The 18,782-nt window shown below is 46.6% G+C and carries 22 protein-coding genes; 10 read left to right on the forward strand and 12 right to left on the reverse strand.

The genetic code is table 11. The features are described from left to right. Nucleotide 1: 1 nt before the first annotated feature. The 6 genes from ACMQ5W_RS14765 to ACMQ5W_RS14790 all read right to left on the reverse strand — a co-directional run bounded on the left by ACMQ5W_RS14765 (nt 2) and on the right by ACMQ5W_RS14790 (nt 4,859). A complete protein-coding gene (locus ACMQ5W_RS14765) occupies nt 2-400 on the reverse strand; it encodes a hypothetical protein (RefSeq protein ID WP_419025828.1) in 399 nt (132 codons plus the stop codon). A 506-nt stretch (nt 401-906) separates the two neighbouring features. Continuing rightward, nucleotides 907-1,581, reverse strand: a complete 675-nt coding sequence (locus ACMQ5W_RS14770) for a GntR family transcriptional regulator (protein ID WP_419025829.1) — start codon at nt 1,579-1,581, stop codon at nt 907-909. 14 nt (nt 1,582-1,595) lie between these two features. Then, a complete protein-coding gene (ispE, locus tag ACMQ5W_RS14775) occupies nt 1,596-2,540 on the reverse strand; it encodes a 4-(cytidine 5'-diphospho)-2-C-methyl-D-erythritol kinase (RefSeq protein WP_419025830.1) in 945 nt (314 codons plus the stop codon). Nucleotides 2,541-2,603: 63 nt separating this feature from the next. Beyond that, nucleotides 2,604-3,476 carry an Ig-like domain-containing protein gene (locus ACMQ5W_RS14780; protein WP_419025831.1) on the reverse strand — a complete coding sequence of 291 codons (873 nt, stop codon included), beginning with the start codon at nt 3,474-3,476 and terminating at the stop codon, nt 2,604-2,606. Nucleotides 3,477-3,479: 3 nt separating this feature from the next. Continuing rightward, nucleotides 3,480-3,950, reverse strand: a complete 471-nt coding sequence (tadA, locus tag ACMQ5W_RS14785) for a tRNA adenosine(34) deaminase TadA (RefSeq protein WP_419025832.1) — start codon at nt 3,948-3,950, stop codon at nt 3,480-3,482. Nucleotides 3,951-4,016: 66 nt separating this feature from the next. Continuing rightward, nucleotides 4,017-4,859, reverse strand: coding sequence for a hypothetical protein (locus ACMQ5W_RS14790; RefSeq protein ID WP_419025833.1), 843 nt, complete (start codon nt 4,857-4,859; stop codon nt 4,017-4,019). A gap of 92 nt (nt 4,860-4,951) precedes the next feature. On the opposite strand from ACMQ5W_RS14790, the gene ACMQ5W_RS14795 reads away from it, so the two are divergent. From ACMQ5W_RS14795 to ACMQ5W_RS14805, 3 genes are read left to right on the forward strand one after another with little or no spacing between them, the layout of a single operon-like run. Continuing rightward, nucleotides 4,952-5,608, forward strand: a complete 657-nt coding sequence (locus tag ACMQ5W_RS14795) for a CvpA family protein (protein WP_419025834.1) — start codon at nt 4,952-4,954, stop codon at nt 5,606-5,608. A gap of 13 nt (nt 5,609-5,621) precedes the next feature. Next, the gene (locus ACMQ5W_RS14800; protein WP_419025835.1) at nt 5,622-6,137 is read left to right on the forward strand and encodes a GNAT family N-acetyltransferase; all 516 of its coding nucleotides are present in this window, start codon (nt 5,622-5,624) and stop codon (nt 6,135-6,137) included. Next, the gene (locus ACMQ5W_RS14805; protein ID WP_419025836.1) at nt 6,134-6,295 is read left to right on the forward strand and encodes a hypothetical protein; all 162 of its coding nucleotides are present in this window, start codon (nt 6,134-6,136) and stop codon (nt 6,293-6,295) included. The genes ACMQ5W_RS14800 and ACMQ5W_RS14805 overlap by 4 nt, the downstream gene beginning before the upstream one ends. A 244-nt stretch (nt 6,296-6,539) precedes the next feature. Here ACMQ5W_RS14805 and ACMQ5W_RS14810 read toward each other — a convergent pair whose 3' ends face one another. The 3 genes from ACMQ5W_RS14810 to ACMQ5W_RS14820 form a co-directional block, all read right to left on the reverse strand. Beyond that, entirely contained in the window at nt 6,540-7,007 is a 468-nt protein-coding gene (locus tag ACMQ5W_RS14810) for a hypothetical protein (RefSeq protein ID WP_419025837.1), read from the reverse strand. A gap of 30 nt (nt 7,008-7,037) precedes the next feature. Further along, on the reverse strand, nt 7,038-7,673 hold the full coding sequence (locus ACMQ5W_RS14815) for an amidase domain-containing protein (protein WP_419025838.1): 636 nt from the start codon (nt 7,671-7,673) through the stop codon (nt 7,038-7,040). 183 nt (nt 7,674-7,856) lie between these two features. Beyond that, nucleotides 7,857-8,339 (reverse strand): hypothetical protein, encoded by a 483-nt coding sequence (locus ACMQ5W_RS14820; RefSeq protein WP_419025839.1) that lies wholly within the window; start codon nt 8,337-8,339, stop codon nt 7,857-7,859. A 383-nt stretch (nt 8,340-8,722) separates the two neighbouring features. Between ACMQ5W_RS14820 and ACMQ5W_RS14825 the strand changes: the two genes are divergently transcribed. From ACMQ5W_RS14825 to ACMQ5W_RS14855, 7 genes are all read left to right on the forward strand, one after another. Then, complete coding sequence (locus ACMQ5W_RS14825) at nt 8,723-10,003, forward strand: dihydroorotase (RefSeq protein WP_419025840.1); 1,281 nt, start codon at nt 8,723-8,725, stop codon at nt 10,001-10,003. Continuing rightward, the gene (locus ACMQ5W_RS14830; protein ID WP_419025841.1) at nt 9,984-10,712 is read left to right on the forward strand and encodes a dihydroorotate dehydrogenase electron transfer subunit; all 729 of its coding nucleotides are present in this window, start codon (nt 9,984-9,986) and stop codon (nt 10,710-10,712) included. The genes ACMQ5W_RS14825 and ACMQ5W_RS14830 overlap by 20 nt, the downstream gene beginning before the upstream one ends. Continuing rightward, nucleotides 10,706-11,617: a dihydroorotate dehydrogenase gene (locus ACMQ5W_RS14835; RefSeq protein ID WP_419025842.1), complete on the forward strand. Its 912-nt coding sequence runs from the start codon at nt 10,706-10,708 to the stop codon at nt 11,615-11,617. The genes ACMQ5W_RS14830 and ACMQ5W_RS14835 overlap by 7 nt, the downstream gene beginning before the upstream one ends. Nucleotides 11,618-11,633: 16 nt before the next feature. Beyond that, entirely contained in the window at nt 11,634-12,332 is a 699-nt protein-coding gene (pyrF, locus tag ACMQ5W_RS14840) for an orotidine-5'-phosphate decarboxylase (RefSeq protein ID WP_419025843.1), read from the forward strand. 20 nt (nt 12,333-12,352) lie between these two features. Next, nucleotides 12,353-12,991 (forward strand): orotate phosphoribosyltransferase, encoded by a 639-nt coding sequence (gene pyrE / locus ACMQ5W_RS14845; protein WP_148490793.1) that lies wholly within the window; start codon nt 12,353-12,355, stop codon nt 12,989-12,991. Further along, nucleotides 12,992-13,921, forward strand: a complete 930-nt coding sequence (gene pyrB / locus ACMQ5W_RS14850) for an aspartate carbamoyltransferase (protein WP_148490791.1) — start codon at nt 12,992-12,994, stop codon at nt 13,919-13,921. Nucleotides 13,922-14,051: 130 nt separating this feature from the next. Beyond that, a complete protein-coding gene (locus ACMQ5W_RS14855; RefSeq protein WP_419025844.1) occupies nt 14,052-14,468 on the forward strand; it encodes an aspartate carbamoyltransferase regulatory subunit in 417 nt (138 codons plus the stop codon). A gap of 203 nt (nt 14,469-14,671) precedes the next feature. Here ACMQ5W_RS14855 and ACMQ5W_RS14860 read toward each other — a convergent pair whose 3' ends face one another. The 3 genes from ACMQ5W_RS14860 to ACMQ5W_RS14870 all read right to left on the reverse strand — a co-directional run bounded on the left by ACMQ5W_RS14860 (nt 14,672) and on the right by ACMQ5W_RS14870 (nt 18,779). Beyond that, on the reverse strand, nt 14,672-15,370 hold the full coding sequence (locus ACMQ5W_RS14860; protein WP_419025845.1) for a response regulator: 699 nt from the start codon (nt 15,368-15,370) through the stop codon (nt 14,672-14,674). Beyond that, complete coding sequence (locus ACMQ5W_RS14865) at nt 15,363-18,056, reverse strand: DUF4118 domain-containing protein (RefSeq protein WP_419025846.1); 2,694 nt, start codon at nt 18,054-18,056, stop codon at nt 15,363-15,365. Before ACMQ5W_RS14865 ends, ACMQ5W_RS14860 begins: the two co-directional genes overlap by 8 nt. A gap of 117 nt (nt 18,057-18,173) precedes the next feature. Next, nucleotides 18,174-18,779 carry a potassium-transporting ATPase subunit C gene (locus tag ACMQ5W_RS14870; protein ID WP_419025847.1) on the reverse strand — a complete coding sequence of 202 codons (606 nt, stop codon included), beginning with the start codon at nt 18,777-18,779 and terminating at the stop codon, nt 18,174-18,176. Between the last annotated feature and the right edge of the window lie 3 nt (nt 18,780-18,782).

The following is an 18,782-nucleotide window of genomic DNA, read 5'->3' on the forward strand; positions in this document are numbered from 1 at the left end:
GTCAGGAACTCTCCTGCAGATTAAATACCTGCCCCTTCTCGAAAAGGCCAAAGTCTTCCAATACAGTGATTTGGGTATCTGAATTCACTTTAAATTTTAATTTCTTATCTCTCAACCAGTCAAGGACGAGAATATCGCCGTGGAATAAGCTATGTTCTACGTTATAAGATTTTACCAACGTGCCACACGAATCTATAGAGCACACGCCCCCTTCTTGCAGAACAAAATTGCCTGCATACTCTGACAGCGCACACACACTCATCTCCGCATCACGGCAGGAATATCTGCCTGTCTTTGGAATGACAGATGGCTTTTGATGGGAGCTATAAACAATCAAAGTGCAGCCCGCCACTGCCATAATCACCCCAGCAATCAGTAAAACTTTTAAGTTCTTACTCATAAAATCCCCCCTCTCCAATTAAAACTATTAAACCATGTGCAATCCACTAAAAATAGAATCGGCACAGATGATTCAATGGTTTCTTCCCTGTGACAACGTCGTAAGATTGTGCGTTCATTATACCATGACAATTCCTCTGAAATTAGAATCCAACGTCATGATTCAATGAACGCTTCCTTGCGACAACGTCGTAAGATTGTGCGTTCATTATACCACAACCGGCTTTTCTGTTTGTTAATTTTAAGAATTTTTAAAAAAATCCCCCCTTTATCTTAATACACCACTTTTTTCACTGTTTATTGCAATGCCAGAGAACCAATCCGCCAACTTGTACATATCATTTCTGCGAAACCAAACTAGTCCGATTTCGGACTAGTTTGGTTTTGGCAAAAAGGCATGTGCTCTCCTTGAATCATTAATAAGCACTATAAAACCCGGCATCTCTGCCGGGTCATATCCATCACGTTCTGCTTTCACACACGTTCTCGTATTATTTGTTATGTAGGTTACAGGTGCTTGAAGACATCCTCGCCCTCTCTGACGACGAACTCTTTCAGCTTTTTCACATGGTTGTCAGCAACCAGTCTGGCTGTCTCCGCATCACCGCTGGTGATAGCATCGATGATTTCTCTATGCTCTACCGGCATGTTCTCATATCTTGAAAAATCATCATAATACAGGTAGCGGAATCTCAAAGCCAGTTCCTGTACTGTCTCGCTGAGGTGAATTAAAGTCTTGTTTCCACTGCAGGAAACGATATGTTTATGAAACAGTTCATCGTAATGGATGATCTTTTCTGTGTCGCTATTATTAATCGCTTCGCTGTAACCCTGCGTAATTTTGACCAGATCTTCAATCTGTTCCTCACTCATTCTTTCAGCAGCGAGTGCCGCCGCAAGTCCTTCCAGATCCTCTCTCACTTCCAGCGTATCCAACATGTCCTTTACAGAAATATCAGATGCATAGGCGCCTCTTCTCGGCTCAATTGTGACCAGACCTTCCTTCTCCAGTTTTCTGATCGCCTCTCTGACTGGGGTTCTGCTGACGCCCATTTCATCAGCCAGTTCGACTTCCATCATTCTAGTTCCCGGTGTGATTTTTCCAGTTAAAATCTGCATTTTTAACTGTTCATAGACAATTTCTCTTAATGGTCTGTGGTTCTGTAAATCAAAGTTTAACATATCAATCTCCTATTTTATTTTGTGGTTTTTGTCCAGTAAGCTTCATAACGTTGCTTTCTCAGCATCTCGCAGGCGTTTTTCGCATCAGAGATGCTCTTAAAAATGCCGAATACCGTCGGTCCGCTGCCACTCATCAATACTTTTTCAGCTTCTGCATTCTGTGATAATAATTCTTTCAGCTTCTTTACCTCCGGATATGCCCGAAGAGTATAATTTTCCAAAACATTGATGCAATTGTCATAAATTAGAGCAAAATTTCTATCCATTATGCCTTTGGCCAAAGCATCATTATCCGGACGTTCTTTTATTTTACAACTGTCAATTTCACGATATACCTCCGCAGTAGACACACCCATCGGCGGTTTGGCAATTACCAGCGACTGTTTGACCCCCTTTAGAGGCGTCAGCTCTGTGCCGGTTCCTGTTGCTCTGGCACAGGAAACTGCCATCTTGTCTTTTCGAATGCTCTTCGGCAGACAGAAGTTATAACCAGCCTGACCCATGACGCAGAAAGGAACATCAGAGCCCAGTCTTGCACCCAGACTACATAATTCAGACAAACTCAGTCCCAGTTTCCACAACTGATTCAGTCCGTGAAGCACGGCGGCGCCATTCCCGCTGCCGCCGGCAAGCCCGGCAGCCACCGGAATCCTCTTAAAGATTTCAATTTCCACTCTGCCTCCAGGCACTTTGTCCGCATATAGGGAGGACATCAAAGCCGCCGCTTTGTAGGCCAGATTCCTCTCATCCACCGGCAGATAATAGCGGTTCGTCGATACTTTGATATCGACGTTACCTTTAGGTTTTGCTTGGTCAGGTAAAAATCTGACATTTACATCGTCGTGAAAGGATATCTGATGCATGATCATATCCACAGCATGCATACCGTCTTCCGTAATTCCAGTAACATCGATGGAGAGATTTATCTTTGCAAAAGACAATATCTTTATTTCTTCCATGCGTCCCTCTTTATCCGTAAATTTACGTACAAAATGAGCGGTAGGCCGCTCATTTTGCATTAACTATTTTTTCTTTTTCTTTTTAGCGTTTGCGGCTCTTCTTTTTTCAAGTCTTTCTTCTTCTGCTTTTTTCGCTTCTGCGATGGCTTTTCGGCCTGTTATATAACTGCTTCCGCCAGCAGAAACCGGTTTCGGACCTTTTACTTTGTAGTTGCCATTATCATCTTCTTCATAATCATCGTCGTCCACATCTTTCTGACGAGAGATCTTCTTTGCCTCCTTGGCAGCTTTCTTGGCCATTTCCTTTTCATGAATGGCGATGACTTCATCCACAGATTTGCCCGTTTTCTTTGCCTCTTTATACGGGTTAAACGGTTCTTCTCTTACCTTGCCTTCTTCCTGCTGTTTAGCAGTCTGTTTCTTCATCTGGCGTGAAGTAAAGAAGAACATGCCGCCCATCATGATTACCATCATGATCATGTACACCTTGGTACTCTGGCCCTGGTTCAAAGTAGTAAAAGAAATCTTCTGATCCTCACCCAGGGTATTCCCAGCTTTATCCTGCAGCTTTCCGGAAATAGTCAACGTGTACTCTGTGTTGTCCTTAATATCCTTGGCTGTATTGATCTTGTTCGTGTCCGCCAGTACCATGATCTGTTTCTTGTCTTTTGGGTTATTGTAGAAAACTTTGATGGGAATTTTCTTTCCCTTTGGATCGGTAATGGTAAAGCAATCCTTGTTTACCTTTTCCAATTTCTCACTGTCCATATCGTTGTTGAACCACAGCTTTACGCACATGTTGTCCTTGGTGGTGTTCTTCTGTCCGTCGTCCGGATAGTTATCCACCAGTTCCAGTGACTGCGCGCCAAAACAGACAGAAGCTGTCATTGTTACAATTAGTGCTGCAAGGCATACGATAGCGCCTATTCTTTTCATGTCCTACTCCTCCGATTTGTTGTTTTTCTTTCTATTTCTAAGCTGGGTAAAGAACGCTTTGATCATCTCACTGCATTCCTTTTCCATGATTCCTGTTTCTACATTGATTCTGTGATTCAGCCTGTCATCGCAGACGATATTGAATACTGATCCGCAGGCCCCCGCTTTGGGGTCCATCGCCCCGATATATATGTTGTCTATTCTGGACCAGACCATGGCACCGGCACACATGGTGCACGGTTCTATCGTAACATACAAGCTACAGCCAATCAGTCTCCAGCCTCCCAAATTCTGTGCGGCCTGACGAATGGCCAGCATCTCAGCATGGGCAGTAGGGTCCTTCATGGATTCCGTTAAATTATGACCTCTGCCTACAATTTGTCCATCTTTTTCTATCACAGCCCCGATAGGGATTTCCCCTATGGCGAAAGCTTTTTTTGCTTCCTCCAGGGCTTCTATCATAAACTTATTCATATACCTTTCAATGTTACCACAATTCCATACAGTATTCAACAGTTTTTTGTATTGAATTTTGTGCAACTAAAGCGGAATAATCTCACCACTGACCGTGTCGATTCCCCCAATCCAATATCCAAAGATTTCCTCCTGCAGCTTTTCCGTCAGCTCCGAGAGTTCCTTGAAGAATTTTTCCCCTCCGCGAATAGGCTGCCAAAGAACAAAACATTTCAGCTCACGCAGGGGCTGTTCTCCCTGCAGAAATCTGCCTGGAATGCCGATATAATAGGAAGATTCCCTTTGTCCTACTATGTAGTGCCCGTATTTTTCGACTTGTTCTCTGCAGTTAATCAGTGGAAGCGGGATCTGGCTGCCGCAGCTGACACGATACCACTTTGCTCCTGTTTCATCCATACTTTCTGAGAAGGCAGCTACAACGTTTTTGTCACTTACATTTTCAAAAATACTTTTCCAGGTCTCGTCAAATTGACACGATCCAGCCGGCTCCTCTGACATTTCTTCCTCTGGCTTGTGAAAAAACGGCATCTCGCCGGACATGATTGTCTCAATGCTGCCGTCAGCCCGATCTGCCGAAACCAGCAGACAATGGGTATAGCACTCCAAGGCTGGACCGGTGAATTTTTTAAAAAAGCTGCCGTCTCCTTTTTGATCGACAAAAAAAGAGCCGAAATCCCGATGAATGATTTCTCCCTCGTTTACGCCCATCAAAATCAGTCGATACTCTCTGTTCCCCTGGGACAGCAGGCTGGCAGACGGCAAAAGGTTTGATACTGCAAAGTAAAGGGATCTTTTATCTTTATAGGATTCCACAATGCATGTGCTGCCGTCAATTCCGCTCCTCCAAAGTCTGTATTCGTCGTTCATAAGCTGCATCTCTACTGTAAATTTCCTGTAATCTCCGCCCATAACACATTCTCCTTGTATTGCATTTTAAAGATAATTTTAGTAATATAATATATGTAGAAAAAAACAACCTATTCGAATAACGGAGATAATATATGAACTTGGGACCAGGAATTATTCTAGACATCATCGTCTGTGCAATTTTACTATTTTCCACCATCATGGGAGCAAAAAAGGGGGTCGCACAGACTGTCGTCAGTTTTATGCAGTGGTTTGTCTGTATCATCGCAGGCTTTCTCTTCTGCGACAAAGTCAAAGGCCTTTTCATCGACTACACCACCATGGACGAGAGCATCAATCGATATATTTTAGCCCATATCGAAACTTCTGCTGTCGACAGCAGCTCTTACCAAGCCATGCCGGCTTTGTTCAGCGACTGGGTCAGTGACGCTGCCGATACCTTTATATACGGTACTTCAGCGGCAATTACCTCCACTTTGATGACGGTCATCGCTTTTCTGTGCATCGTACTCGGCATCAAATTGGTCGCTTTTGGCCTGGTCCGTCTCTTTTCACGCAAATATCACCACGGCGTCGTCGGCTTTTTCGATGGTTTTATGGGATTTCTTTTCGGCGGCGTCAGAGGGTTGATCTACGTATTCCTGTTTTTTGCCCTGTTGGTTCCGATTCTGGGGCTGATCTGGCCGGGACTGTCCGAAACCATCGTCAAATCATTAGACGATTCCTATTTCGCCGGTTTCCTATATAATAACAACGTGCTGTTGATTTTAGTGCGGGACTTCTTCTCGTAGAAAGGATGATACAATGGAAATGATTCAAGTACGCCCATCTGTACTGGCGGATTGCCAGCAGTTCTATCAGTGGGAACAGACTCCTGAGGTAACCGAGTTTTTCAGCATCGCCGACGGACAGACCTACGAGGAAGTGATCAGAGATTTTGTTCTGAACGAGGCAGACCCGGAAAAAGAGCAGTACACCATCACCGACCAAAGCGGCAACCCTATCGGCAGAATCTACCTCAATGGAATCAGCCGTAAGCTGGACTCCCTGGAAGTTTACCGCATCTACATCGGAGATCCTGCCCTGCGCGGCAAAGGCTATGGCCGCCAGGCGCTCAAGTGGGTTCTCGACAGAGCCTTCAAGGAAGATACCTTCCACCGTGTCTATCTGGACTACTACACAGGTAACGAGCCCGCACGTCGTCTCTACGAGTCCATGAGGTTTCAGCACGAGGGCTGCGCCCGCGGCGCCTGCAAGAAGATGGGCCAGTATCACGACGTGCACGTCATGGCGATATTGAGAGAGGATTATTTGGGGTGAAAATGGGAATTGATGCGCTTGAGAAGTGCGAGCAGATGCTGCAGCTACAAGAGATGTTATTGGAAGTGGAAGAAAACCGTCTTCGCGGGAAAAGGGGACATTCTATTGAAGAAGCAGATGAAATACTGAGAAATGTCATTGATGAGGCGGCAAGATGAGTGTTCCTCTAAAACATAAAGTTAATCTTAAAATAACAATCATCTAAATATCCAAGTGAGGAATGAATTCAGTGATTGCAAATTTATTATACCTAATATAAAGGATATGAACCATTTAAAAGCACGGACGTTAGAATTTCAACGTCCGTAAAAATTTTGGTGCATAATTTGAAATTAAACTTTCTGAACCAGAGGCGTACTAATTTTTGTTTACTTTACACAGATTTTTTACAGTGTCCCCATCTCATTCTTCTGTATCTATTGGTGCAAAGCTATTTTCATAAATGTCTACGAAACTCGCTACAATATTTGCTTGCCGTTTTGTTTCCGAATCACCCGACACTGTCAAATCATAATCAACATAAGCTCCGTAATTTCTACGAAAGCCCATTGGCGCGCCCTCCTTTTGCATGGCTCTAATCCCATCCTTATAATCTCTGCAAATTGCATCCATTGCTTTTCTAGGATTCTTGAATACTGCATAGCCATCTTTATTTGCACCAATGACAAATTCTTTGCCTAAAGCTTCCCACTTGTCTGTGTCGACGTGACCTTTAATATTACCTGTATCCGGTATATATTCTTGTGTGTAAAGCAAGTCTTCATGTGGCTGTCCTTGTATCCAGAGAACCACTCGGTAACCTCCTAATACTAGAAGCGCAATAAGAAGAACAATAAGAAACGCCTTATATTTTTTTAAGACCTGGATCATTGCAGGCTATCCCCTTTCACAATTAGATTTTTAGTTTACTATAGCAAAAACAACCTTACTATTCTTTTCTGGTAGTTCCTCCCAACCGTTCTTACCATCAGACGCCCAATTATGGTAATTAGTCGTATGCTGTGCAACCTTAAAATCCTTGTAAGTCGTCCCATGATAGGTTATATTTCGTCTGCTAGATTCTCCAGAATGGAATAAATAGGTAACGAAAGCATTATGGTTCCAACTGCCTTCCCCTTCTTTATCATATGCTATAAAAGAGCCTTTTTTAATCGCTGCAGCGAAATTCACGAATGACGTATATCTTCCAGAGCTTGCAGCATATTTACTCTTTACACCAAAGAATTTCACAAATTTATCAGCATTAACCCATCTTGCAGCATAATTATACCTTGGTAATACAGAGGTTCCTGTTGTGTTCTGCTTTAGATTCCATCCGTCGCTGTCAGATGCAGTTTTATAGAATGGTACTCTACCTTCGTGCTTGATTTGCGATACAAAATTAGTGCAATCCTGAGTCAGCAGTCCATAGTGCAAAGTATTAGGTGATGTTGTATATTTTACCGCATAAGTTACGCCTTTTTCAACATTAAACTTAGAATTTCCAGAATATGCGAATGGCTGTATCTGTGTCAGAAGCTTCCATTTTGCATGCATCAATCACTTCTGCGCCGCCCGTATTATATGGCAGCATTATTCTAAGCTCGTCTAATTCTTGTGCCAAATTATTATTGACACTTTTTAGGCTTGCTTTAGCCTGTGTTTTTTCTACATCCGCAATTTTCTTTACAATTTGAGCATTCGAATTATCATTCTCATAAATGTCCCAGAAGCTCTCCATCAGACTAATCTAATCCATTTTGCCTCATATTTGGTTTCGGCAATTGTGCCATTTTCAAAAGAATCGGCTAGATTTTCTGTGTACATCGGTAGATATTCGTAATACTCCGGTACGGTTGCATTGTTAAATGCTTCCAACTGGTACAATTCCTGCATTGCTGATAAAGCTCCATTACATTGATTACTGATATTCACAAGGGCACCGGTTACATCATCAAAGGTCGGGTATAAATTATAAACCTCCCCATCAATTTTCAATGCTTTCTTGTAACTCACTACACCAATATCCGTCAACAGCTCACTCATTTCAAAGTTTTGGCTAACCTCTACAACATCGATTTCTTTGTCTAGTGTTTCTTTTTGAGAAATGCTTTCATCCTGAATAGCAAAAAACCTGGGAACAAGGGATTGTTTTTTCACAGCCCCTTTATTATGCAGCTTAACGTTTTTAAAATGCCAAAAAAGCCCCTGTAGATCATCCATTTAACCCCTATTGTCACAAAAAAGGTCAAAAACGCCTAAAAAAACTGCGGGCTGCAAAGGGAGTGTCCCCGCAACGCCTGCTGTAACCGTTGAAACTTCGTCGCAGTTCCTGCCCAGGCTGCCGTTGCGGAGCCTCAGCAGCCGAAAGTTGTAGGCGTTTTTGGCCTTTTTTCATAAAATGACGGGTAAAACCAGCACGACAACCCTCTCCTCCCCCCTCATTACGGAGTTTTTGACAGACCTGCAGTGACGCGCGGTGTGCACGCTTTGAATACATTTTTTAGAACTTTTCTTAACCCTATTGACAAGCATACAAATCCATGATAACATATTGAAGATTTGAGCAAAAATAATTTTAATATGAAGAAAGGAGCCGGAAATCCATGACAACTTTATTCAAAAATGGTACTGTTTTTACACCAAGAGGATTCGAAAAGAGAGACGTTTTTGTTTCTGACGGTAAAGTTTTTGTTAATTCCTTAAGCTCTTTAAATATCGACCGTGCAGACAGAATCGTTGACTGCACCGACAAGGTCATAGTGCCGGGTTTCACAGATGTACATGTGCATTTGCGTGAACCTGGCTTTTTTTATAAAGAGACCATTGCCACAGGCACAGCGGCGGCAGCTAGAGGGGGGTATACCTGCATCTGCCCGATGCCTAATCTGAACCCCGTCCCTTCTACCATGGAAGCCCTGCAAGTTCAGCTTGACATCATCAAAGAGAATGCCAAGGTCAAGGTCGTTCCTTACGGAACCATCACCATGGAGCAAAACGGCCGCAGCGCCCTCGCAGACATGGAAGAACTAGCACCCCACGTATGCGCATTTTCTGACGACGGAAAAGGCGTACAAACAGGAGACCTGATGGAATCCGCAATGGAGCGCGCAAAGAAGCTGAACAAGCTGATCGTCGCCCACTGCGAAGACGAAAGTCTCCTGGACGGCGGCTATATCCACGACGGAACTTACGCCGAGGAGCACGGACACAAGGGTATCTGCTCCGAAAGCGAATGGAAACAAGTCGAAAGAGATGTGAAACTCTCCGAAAAGACTGGCGCCGGTTATCACGTATGTCACATTTCAACAAAAGAAACGGTTGACATCATCCGATGCGCCAAGGAAAAAGGCATCGACGTCACCTGTGAGACAGGACCGCACTATCTGGTGCTTTCTGATGCAGACCTGCAAGAGGATGGTCGTTTCAAGATGAACCCGCCACTGAGAGATGCCAAAGACCGTGACGCTTTGATCGCCGGAATCCAGGACGGAACCATCGACATGATCGCTACGGACCATGCCCCTCACAGCGCAGAGGAAAAGGCAAAAGGGCTTGCCGGAAGCGCCTTCGGCATCGTCGGTCTTGAAACCAGCTTTCCAATTCTCTACACCCATTTAGTGAAGAAGGGCATCATTTCCCTGGAAAAGCTGATTGAACTCATGTCAGTGAACCCGCGCAGACGTTTCGGTCTTGCCGGCGGCACCATCGAAGACGGACAGCCTGCCGACCTGACGGTTATTGATCTGGCAGAACACTACACCATAGATCCGGCGGAGTTCGCCAGCATGGGCAAGGCGACGCCTTTTGCCGGATGGGAAGTAGACGGACGCATCACCATGACCCTTGTAGAAGGAGAGATTCAATATGAAGAAACAACTGCTTAAAATAGACCACCTGAAAAAAATTCAAAACGGTATTTTTGCAATGACCCTGACGGGCGACTGCAGCGAAATCAGCGCACCAGGGCAGTTCATCAACATCAAGCTGGATGGGTTTTATCTGAGAAGACCCATCTCCATCTACAGCTATGGACCCGACTTTCTGACCATCATCTTCAAGGTAGTGGGAGAAGGAACAAAAGCCCTGTCCGAAATGCAGAAGGGCGGCTTGCTGGACGTCCTCATGCCTCTGGGAAACGGTTTTGACACAGCAAAGGGCGGCAAGCAGCCACTTTTGGTCGGCGGCGGCATCGGTGTCCCTCCGCTCTACGGGTTAGCCGAAAGCCTGGTCGACCAAGGTGTCATCCCCAAAGTCATCACCGGCTTCAACGGAAGAGAAGACATCATCCTGACCAAGGAATTTCAGGTGCTGGGAATTGAACCGATCATCACCACCGTCGATGGTTCCATGGGAATCAAAGGCTTTGTCACCGACGCGATGAAGGAGATCAATTTTGATTATGTCTACACCTGCGGACCAGAACCGATGCTGAAAGCCGTTTACGACACCTCGCCAGACGGGCAGTTCAGCTTTGAAGCGAGAATGGCATGCGGATTCGGCGCATGCATGGGCTGCACCTGCGAGACAAAATACGGGTACAAGCGAATCTGCAAGGACGGCCCAGTTCTGTATAAGGAGGAAATAAAATGGTAGATACAAGAGTAGTTTTAAGCGGTATCACACTGGACAATCCAGTCATCCCTGCCAGCGGCACCTTCGGATACGGACGAGAATTTGCTGAAATTTACGATATCAATATCCTGGGTTCCATCTCCTTCAAAGGGACCACCAAAGATGCCCGCCTAGGCAATCCTCTACCGCGAATCGCTGAATGTCCTGATGGATTGATCAACTCCGTGGGACTGCAGAATCCCGGAGTGGAAGCCGTCTGCAGAGAAGAACTGCCCAACCTGGCAAAAATCTATCAGAAGCCGCTTATCGCTAACATTAGCGGTTTTTCCATAGAAGAATATATTACCTGCGCCCGCGCCATGGACAAGGAACCGCAAGTGGGAATCATCGAAGTCAACGTCAGCTGCCCCAATGTCCATAACGGCGGCATGGCTTATGGCGTCTGTGCTGACAGCGCCGCCGAAGTCACTCGCGCAGTAAAAGAAGTGACCACCAAACCAGTCTATATCAAGCTGAGCCCCAATGTCACTGACATTGTAGAAATCGCCAAAGCCTGCGAAGATGCAGGAGCTGACGGCATCAGCCTGATCAACACCCTGCTGGGCATGCGCATCGACATCAAGACGAGAAAGCCGGTAATCGCCAATAAGATGGGCGGCTTCTCCGGCCCCGCTATCTTCCCTGTCGCCCTAAGAATGGTCTACCAGGTTGCCAATGCGGTCAATATTCCCGTCATCGGCATGGGTGGCGTCAGCTCTGCCGCAGACGTCATCGAAATGATGATGGCCGGTGCCACCGCCGTGCAAGTCGGCGCAGCAAACCTGGTCAATCCGTATATATGCAAAGAAATCATTGAGGAACTGCCTGCTCTCTGCGAAGAATTGGGCATCGAAAAGCTAGCCGACATCATCGGCATTGTAAAATAAAGGAGGAGATTGAATTATGGGTAAAGACGTAATCATAGCCTGCGACTTCCCTTCCAAGGAAGCAACACTGCAATTTTTAGACAAGTTTACTGGTAAAAAGCCTTATGTAAAAATCGGCATGGAGCTGTTTTACAGCGAAGGACCGTCAATTGTAAGAGAAATCAAAGAGAGAGGTCATCAGATCTTCCTTGATCTGAAGCTCCACGACATCCCCAACACCGTAGAGAAAGCCATGTCTGCCCTCTCTAAGCTGAATGTGGATATGTGCAATCTTCACGCTGCTGGTACCAAAGAGATGATGGAAGCCGCCATCCGCGGTCTGACCAGAGATGACGGCAGCAGGCCCCTTCTAATTGCCGTAACGCAATTGACTTCCACAAGTCAGGAAAGAATGCAGCAGGAGCTTTTGATCAATGAAGACCTGGATAAAGTGGTCATCAAATACGCACAAAATGCGAAAGAAGCGGGTTTGGACGGCGTCGTCTGCTCCCCTCTGGAAGCAGGCAAAATCCACGAAACCTGCGGAGAAGAGTTTTTAACCGTAACGCCCGGCGTTCGTTTTGCCGATGCAGCAAAAGACGACCAGGTGAGAATCACTACGCCGGAAGGCGCAAAAAAGATCGGTTCCGACTACATCGTGGTTGGCAGACCGATTACCAAAGCTGACGACCCTGTTGCGGCATACGAAAGATGTTTAAACGAATTTGTAGGATAGAGAAAAGCGAGGTAGCGAAAATGAAAAGTGAAATTGCAAAAGGTCTTCTGTCCATCGAGGCAGTCTTCTTAAGACCAGAAGAGCCTTTTACCTGGGCCAGCGGCATCAAAAGCCCAATTTACTGCGACAACAGATTGACCCTGACAGCCCCGGAGGTGAGAACCCTGGTGGAAAACAGCCTGGTAAAGACCATCCAAGAACATTATCCAGAATGCGAAGTGGTCATGGGAACCAGCACGGCGGGCATTGCCCACGCAGCCATTGTCGGACACTTAATGGGCATCCCTATGGGTTATGTGAGAGGCTCCGCTAAAGATCACGGCCGCACCAATCAGATTGAAGGCAAACTGCTGCCAGGTCAGAAGGTCGTCGTCATCGAGGATCTGATTTCTACTGGCGGATCGGCTATCGACACCGTGGAAGTCCTGCGGGCAGCCGGCGCTGAGGTTTTAGGAATTGCCAGTATCTTTACATATGGCATGCAGAAAGGCCTGGATCGCTTTGCCGCAGCTAACGTAAAAAATGTCAGCCTCTGCGACCTGGATGCTTTAGTAGAAGTTGCAGCGGAAACCGGCTACATCAAAGCAGAAGACAAAGAAAGAATTATCAAGTTTAGAAACAATCCTTCAGATGAAGGATGGATGAAGGGAGATAAATAAATGAGTGAAATCAGAAATCTAATCAACATTACTGACCTGTCAGTAGAAGAAATCGACGAACTAATCAAAATTGCAGACGATATCGTGGAGAACCATGCTGCCTATGAGGACATCTGCGCACACAAGAAACTAGCAACCCTCTTCTTTGAGCCGAGCACCAGAACCAGACTCAGTTTCGAAGCTGCCATGTTAGAACTGGGCGGAAGTGTCCTCGGATTTTCAGAAGCCAGTTCCAGTTCCGCAGCCAAAGGTGAAAGCGTAAGCGACACCATCAGAACTGTCGGCTGCTACGCAGACATCATCGCCATGAGACATCCAAAGGAAGGCGCTCCAGTTGTCGCTTCCCAGAGAACGACAGTACCTATCATCAACGGCGGCGACGGCGGACACTTCCATCCGACCCAGACTTTGACAGACCTTCTGACCATCAAGAGAAAAAAAGGCAGACTTTCTGACATGACCGTGGGACTCTGCGGAGACCTGAAATTCGGCAGAACGGTTCACTCCTTGATCGAAGCCATGCTCAGATACGAGAACGTCAAATTCGTTCTGATTTCACCAAATGAACTGCAGGTTCCTGATTACGTCAAAGAGAAGATGGATGCTGCCGGAGCAGAGTGGAAAGAGGTCGAAAGACTGGAAGATGCCATGGAAGACCTGGACATTCTCTACATGACCCGTGTACAGAGAGAGAGATTCTTCAACGAAGAGGATTACGTAAGACTGAAGGACAGCTACATCTTAGACTTAGAAAAACTGCAGGTGGCAAAGGAAGACCTGACCATCATGCATCCTCTACCAAGAGTCAATGAGATTTCTGTAGAAGTGGACGATGACCCGAGAGCCTGCTACTTCTTCCAGGCACTCTGCGGAAAGCACATCAGAATGGCACTGATTCTGTATTTACTGGGAATCAAAAGAGAAGCGTAAACTATAGAGCTATTATACGACTAGCGCCTTGCCGCCGCGTCGCTTGCGGGGCGCTAAAGCATAAGGTCTGCCCATCGATTTCTTTTCAGAAATCGGGGGCCAGAACCATTACTGAAAGTGAGGAATACATATGAATATAGATGGAGTTAGCACCGGTATCGTTTTAGACCACATCAAAGCAGGCAAGAGCATGCAGATTTACGAACTGCTGAAGCTGGAAAAGCTGAACAACTGTGTGGCTGTCATTCAGAATGCGGACAGCTCAAAGTACGGCAAAAAAGACATCATCAAAATCGACCAGCTCATCGATCTGGATCTGGATGTCCTCGGTTACATCGACAGCAACATCACTGTCAACATCGTAAAAGACGGCAAGCTGTTTGAGAAAAAACGCCTCGAACTGCCAGCAACCCTGACCAATGTCATCAAGTGTAAGAACCCTAGATGCATCACATCCATCGAACAGGAAATTACACAGAAATTCAAGCTGGTTGACAAAGACAAGAAAGTCTACAGATGCGCATACTGCGACGCAGAGCATAAATAAGATTAAAAACGGTGATCAATTCGATCACCGTTTTGTATTAAAAGTTTACACCCATAGAGGCTTTGATGTTCAATCATGATACATCATCTGTAACAATGGGTTTCACCCAATCAAGCATTTCTTTTGCCATTTTCAGGGCACCCTCGCCATTTGATTCTTCAGCTCCTCAATTTCTCCCATTGGCATAGTCGTCACCACCTTTTTCACACCCTCAGCATCCGGTACCCCACACCCACGTGGGTCTGAATGTACTGAGGCGAGGTCGAACTTTTTTCCAGTTTCTTTCGCAGAGTCGCCATGAAGACCCGCAGAGACGCCACGTCGTTATCCCAAGAACTTCCCCATATCTCCTTTGTAATATAAGTATGGGTGAGAACCTTGCCCACGTTTTTCGCCAGCAGACAAAGCAGTTTGTACTCGATGGGCGTCAGGTGAAGTTCATTCTCTCCCATAAAGGCACAGCCCGCCGCATAGTCGATTTTCAAATCCCCATTTTTAAAGATAGAGTTCTGTGTATCCTGGCTGCCAAGAACGTAGTTCAGCCGCCGGAAAGTGACGCGCAGCCGTGCCAGCAGTTCTTCCACAGAAAACGGTTTCGTCAGATAGTCGTCAGCACCTGCATCCAGGGCTTCAATCTTATCTGTATCTTCAGACCTGGCACTGATAACGATGATGGGCATCAGCGACCATCCTCTGATCTTCTTGATGATCTCGATACCGTCAAGATCGGGCAGTCCCAAATCCAGCAGCACCACATCAGGATTGTGAGAGGACGCTTCCAAAATCGCCGACTCCCCGTTAGGAGCCACCTGGAACCTGTAGTCGTGGGTTTCCAAAGTCGTCGTGATTAAATTTCTGATGGCCGCATCGTCTTCAACGACCAAAATCAATGGTTTATTCATGTAAAGTTACCTCCTCTGCCGGAAGCGTAAATCGGAAAACCGCACCTTTCGGCTTGTTATCGAAAACGGAAATCTCTCCTCCGTGAGCGTTGATGATGGACTTGCACAAGGCAAGCCCCAACCCCAGACTTCTGTGGCTGTCAGCGATTCCCGTACCCACCGTATAAAACATGTCAAAGATTCGTTTTTTTGCCTCATTCGGGATGCCGCCTCCGTCATCGGCGATGCTGACCACGATGTGGTTCCCGTCCCTGGCGGTGGTAATGACAATTTCTGACCCCTTTGGCGTGTATTTGATGGCGTTGTCCACCATATTGATGATCACCTGTATAATCAGCCTTGCATCCATCTTTGCCATGAGAAAATCATCTGGCTGATGGACGACCAGTTTGTGCTCCACACTTTTCCGATTGATATGCTGCAGCGCTTCGTCGATGACTTCATCCATCAGCTGGGCGCTGGAATTCAGATGCATGGAACCGTCTTCCAGCCTGGTGACAGACAGCAGGTTTTCTACCAGATTGATGAGCCACATAGAGTCATCGTAAATCGCCCTATATAATGTAAGCTTTTTTTCTTCACAGATAGTATCGCTGTTTGTCATCAGAATCCCGGCGTTGCCGGAAATGGAGGTCAGCGGCGTCCGCAGATCATGGGAGATAGCCCGCAGCAGGTTTGCCCGCAGTTTCTCGTTCTTAGCAAGGAGGTCCGCCTCTGCCTTTTCCCTCATGGCTTGTTCATTTTCCAATGCCATGGCACATTCTCCCAGGATGGACAGCGTGATATTGTTTTCGAAAGTGTCCAAAGGCTTTCCGTCAATGGCGATCCCCACAACGCCGTAGACTTTGCTGTTGATGCGTACGGCTAAATACAGGCATTTGGCGCTGCTCAGCGTATCAGTAGTAGCTCCGGCATGTTTGTTATTTTTAAAAGTCCACGCAGCGACCGCTTTTTCATTATCGCTGAGATAATCATTCTTGTCGCCCCCCTCCTCCGCTCGGAAGACGACAGGCGATCCCAGCTTTTCCTCCGCTGCCAGATAAAAGATCACGTCCCTCTTCAGCAGCTTGGTCAGCTGCGTAGAGATGATTTCCACGATTTCTCTCCGCGGCTTGTTGCTCTGCAGCATTTGATTAGTCTCTAACAAAATCTTTGTTCGGTAGGCCGTCCGCACCGCCTCTCTTGCGTACTGCTTGAGCCTGACCACCAGGGTACTGGTGAGAAAGGCAGTCATCAGCATGACCAGAAACGTCACCGGATAACCGTTGTCATAGGCGTTAAAGGTGTAGCGCGGATTGGTAAAGAAAAAGTTGAAGATCAGTACGCTGACTACGGAACTGACCAGGCTGTACCCTTTACCACTTGTAACCATGGAGGTGAACACCACCCCCAGAATGTAGATCATGATGATATTGGCTTCACTGAACCCCATATCATAAAAGGCGAATCCCAGCAGAGTTGCCGCTGCCAATATGACGATGCTCTTCAGTGTGTCAGGAAGAATAAACTTCCCCGTCCCTTTACCCGCTGCCCGCGGTTTATAATAAGGAACGTCTTTGTCTGGAATCACATAGATTTCCAGGCTCGGTGCCGCCTCGATCAATTTGTCCGTCAGCGACTGCCGTCCGAACAAAACTTTCTTTTTCGCGTTATATCTGCCCATGACGACTTTTGAGACGCCTGACAGCCGTGCAAAGTCCGCAATCTGCAGAGCGATATCATCGCCATAAACAGTCTCGATCTTTGCCCCCAGCTGTGTCGCCAGGCGGATGTTTTCCTGCAGACGTTTTTTGTCCGCCTCATTGATTCCTGCAAAATCCGGTGTCTCCACGAAGAGGGCTGTCAATGTCCCTTTGAAGGCGCTGGCCATCCTTGCCGCAGTGCGGATGATCTTTTTGTTGGACGGTGAAGAGGAAATGCAGACCAGGATGTGTTCGTCGTTGTAATACTCTGCATTGGTGATATTCCTGACCCGCTCTGACAGTTTATTCATCCTGTCTGCACATCTGCGCAAGGCGATTTCCCGCAGCGACGTCAGATTTTCTATGCTGAAAAAGTTGATCAAAGCTCTCTGCGCCTGTTCATCTCGATAGATTTTCCCTGCGTTGAGCCGATTAATCAAGTCTTCCGGCTCGATGTCCACCAGTTCCACCTGATCCGCTTCGTCAAAGACGGAATCGGGGATCCTCTCCTGCACCGCAACACCCGTGATGGCGGCAACCATGTCGTTAAGGCTCTCGATATGCTGGACGTTAACCGTGGTATAGACGTCAATGCCCGCTTTCAGCAGTTCTTCTACATCTTTATATCTCTTTTCATGCCGGCATCCATCAGCGTTGGTGTGCGCCAGTTCATCGACGAGGATCAATTGGGGTTTTCTAGTCAGGGCCTGGTCCAGATCAAATTCCCGCAAGGTGATGTTCTTGTGACTGACCTCCTTGACAGGCAGCTTTTCCAAATCCCGCATCAGTTCCATGGTTTCCGGCCTGGCGTGAGGTTCAATATAGCCCGCTACTACATCGACGCCTCTGTTCTTTGCAGATTGTGCCGCCTTTAACATAGTATAGGTCTTTCCTACCCCTGCAGCATAGCCGAAAAAGATTTTCAGATGTCCCGCCTGCTGCTTTTCGTCTGCCCTTTTGATGGTCTCTAATATTTTGTCCGGGTTTACCCGTGTTTCTTCCATATGCGCTGCCTCCGATTTTTCATAGTATCAGTATACCACGAAGAGAGGCGCGTGCAATCTGTATTTCTAAGTCGCTTTTGCTCAGAACACAAACTCCATACGTCCCTCTTCAAGAATCTATTTCAAAATCCCGTCCAGCATCAAATTGACTTTTAATACGTTGACGGTCTTTTCGCCGAATACACAAAGAAACTTTCCTTTTGAGCATTGATCGATGATGACTCTGATCTGCTCTTCGGTCATGCCGTTTTCCGCAGCAAGTCTAGGCACTTGATACTCTGCTGCAGCAGGCGAGATATCCGGGTCCAGACCGCTGCCGGAGCAGGTGACCAAATCTACCGGAATCGGAGTTCCTTCCCTTTGCGGGTTCGCCGCGCGGATCAACTCCACTCTGTCTGCAATCATCTGCTCATATTCATCACTGGCGGGACTTTTGTTGGACGGCGCTGCATACATCAGCCGCTTGCCCTCTTTGTCAGTATAGGTGGATACATCCACGTTCATGATGCGCCCCCACATATGTTTTTCATCATTGTACTGCTGCGCCAGCAGTTCTGATCCATATTTCACACCCTTCACTTCGATGATGCTTCCGTTGGCTTTATCCGGGAAAATCAACTGCGCCAAACCAGTTACAACTCCCGTATACAGGATGCCGCAGACTACCGAAAATATGATGAAGATCATTGCCGCCTTCGGCAGCACTGATTTAAAAGTTTGCATTTT

Source organism: Emergencia sp. (genome assembly GCF_048465375.1).
In the GTDB taxonomy this organism is placed as follows: domain Bacteria; phylum Bacillota; class Clostridia; order Peptostreptococcales; family Anaerovoracaceae; genus Senimuribacter.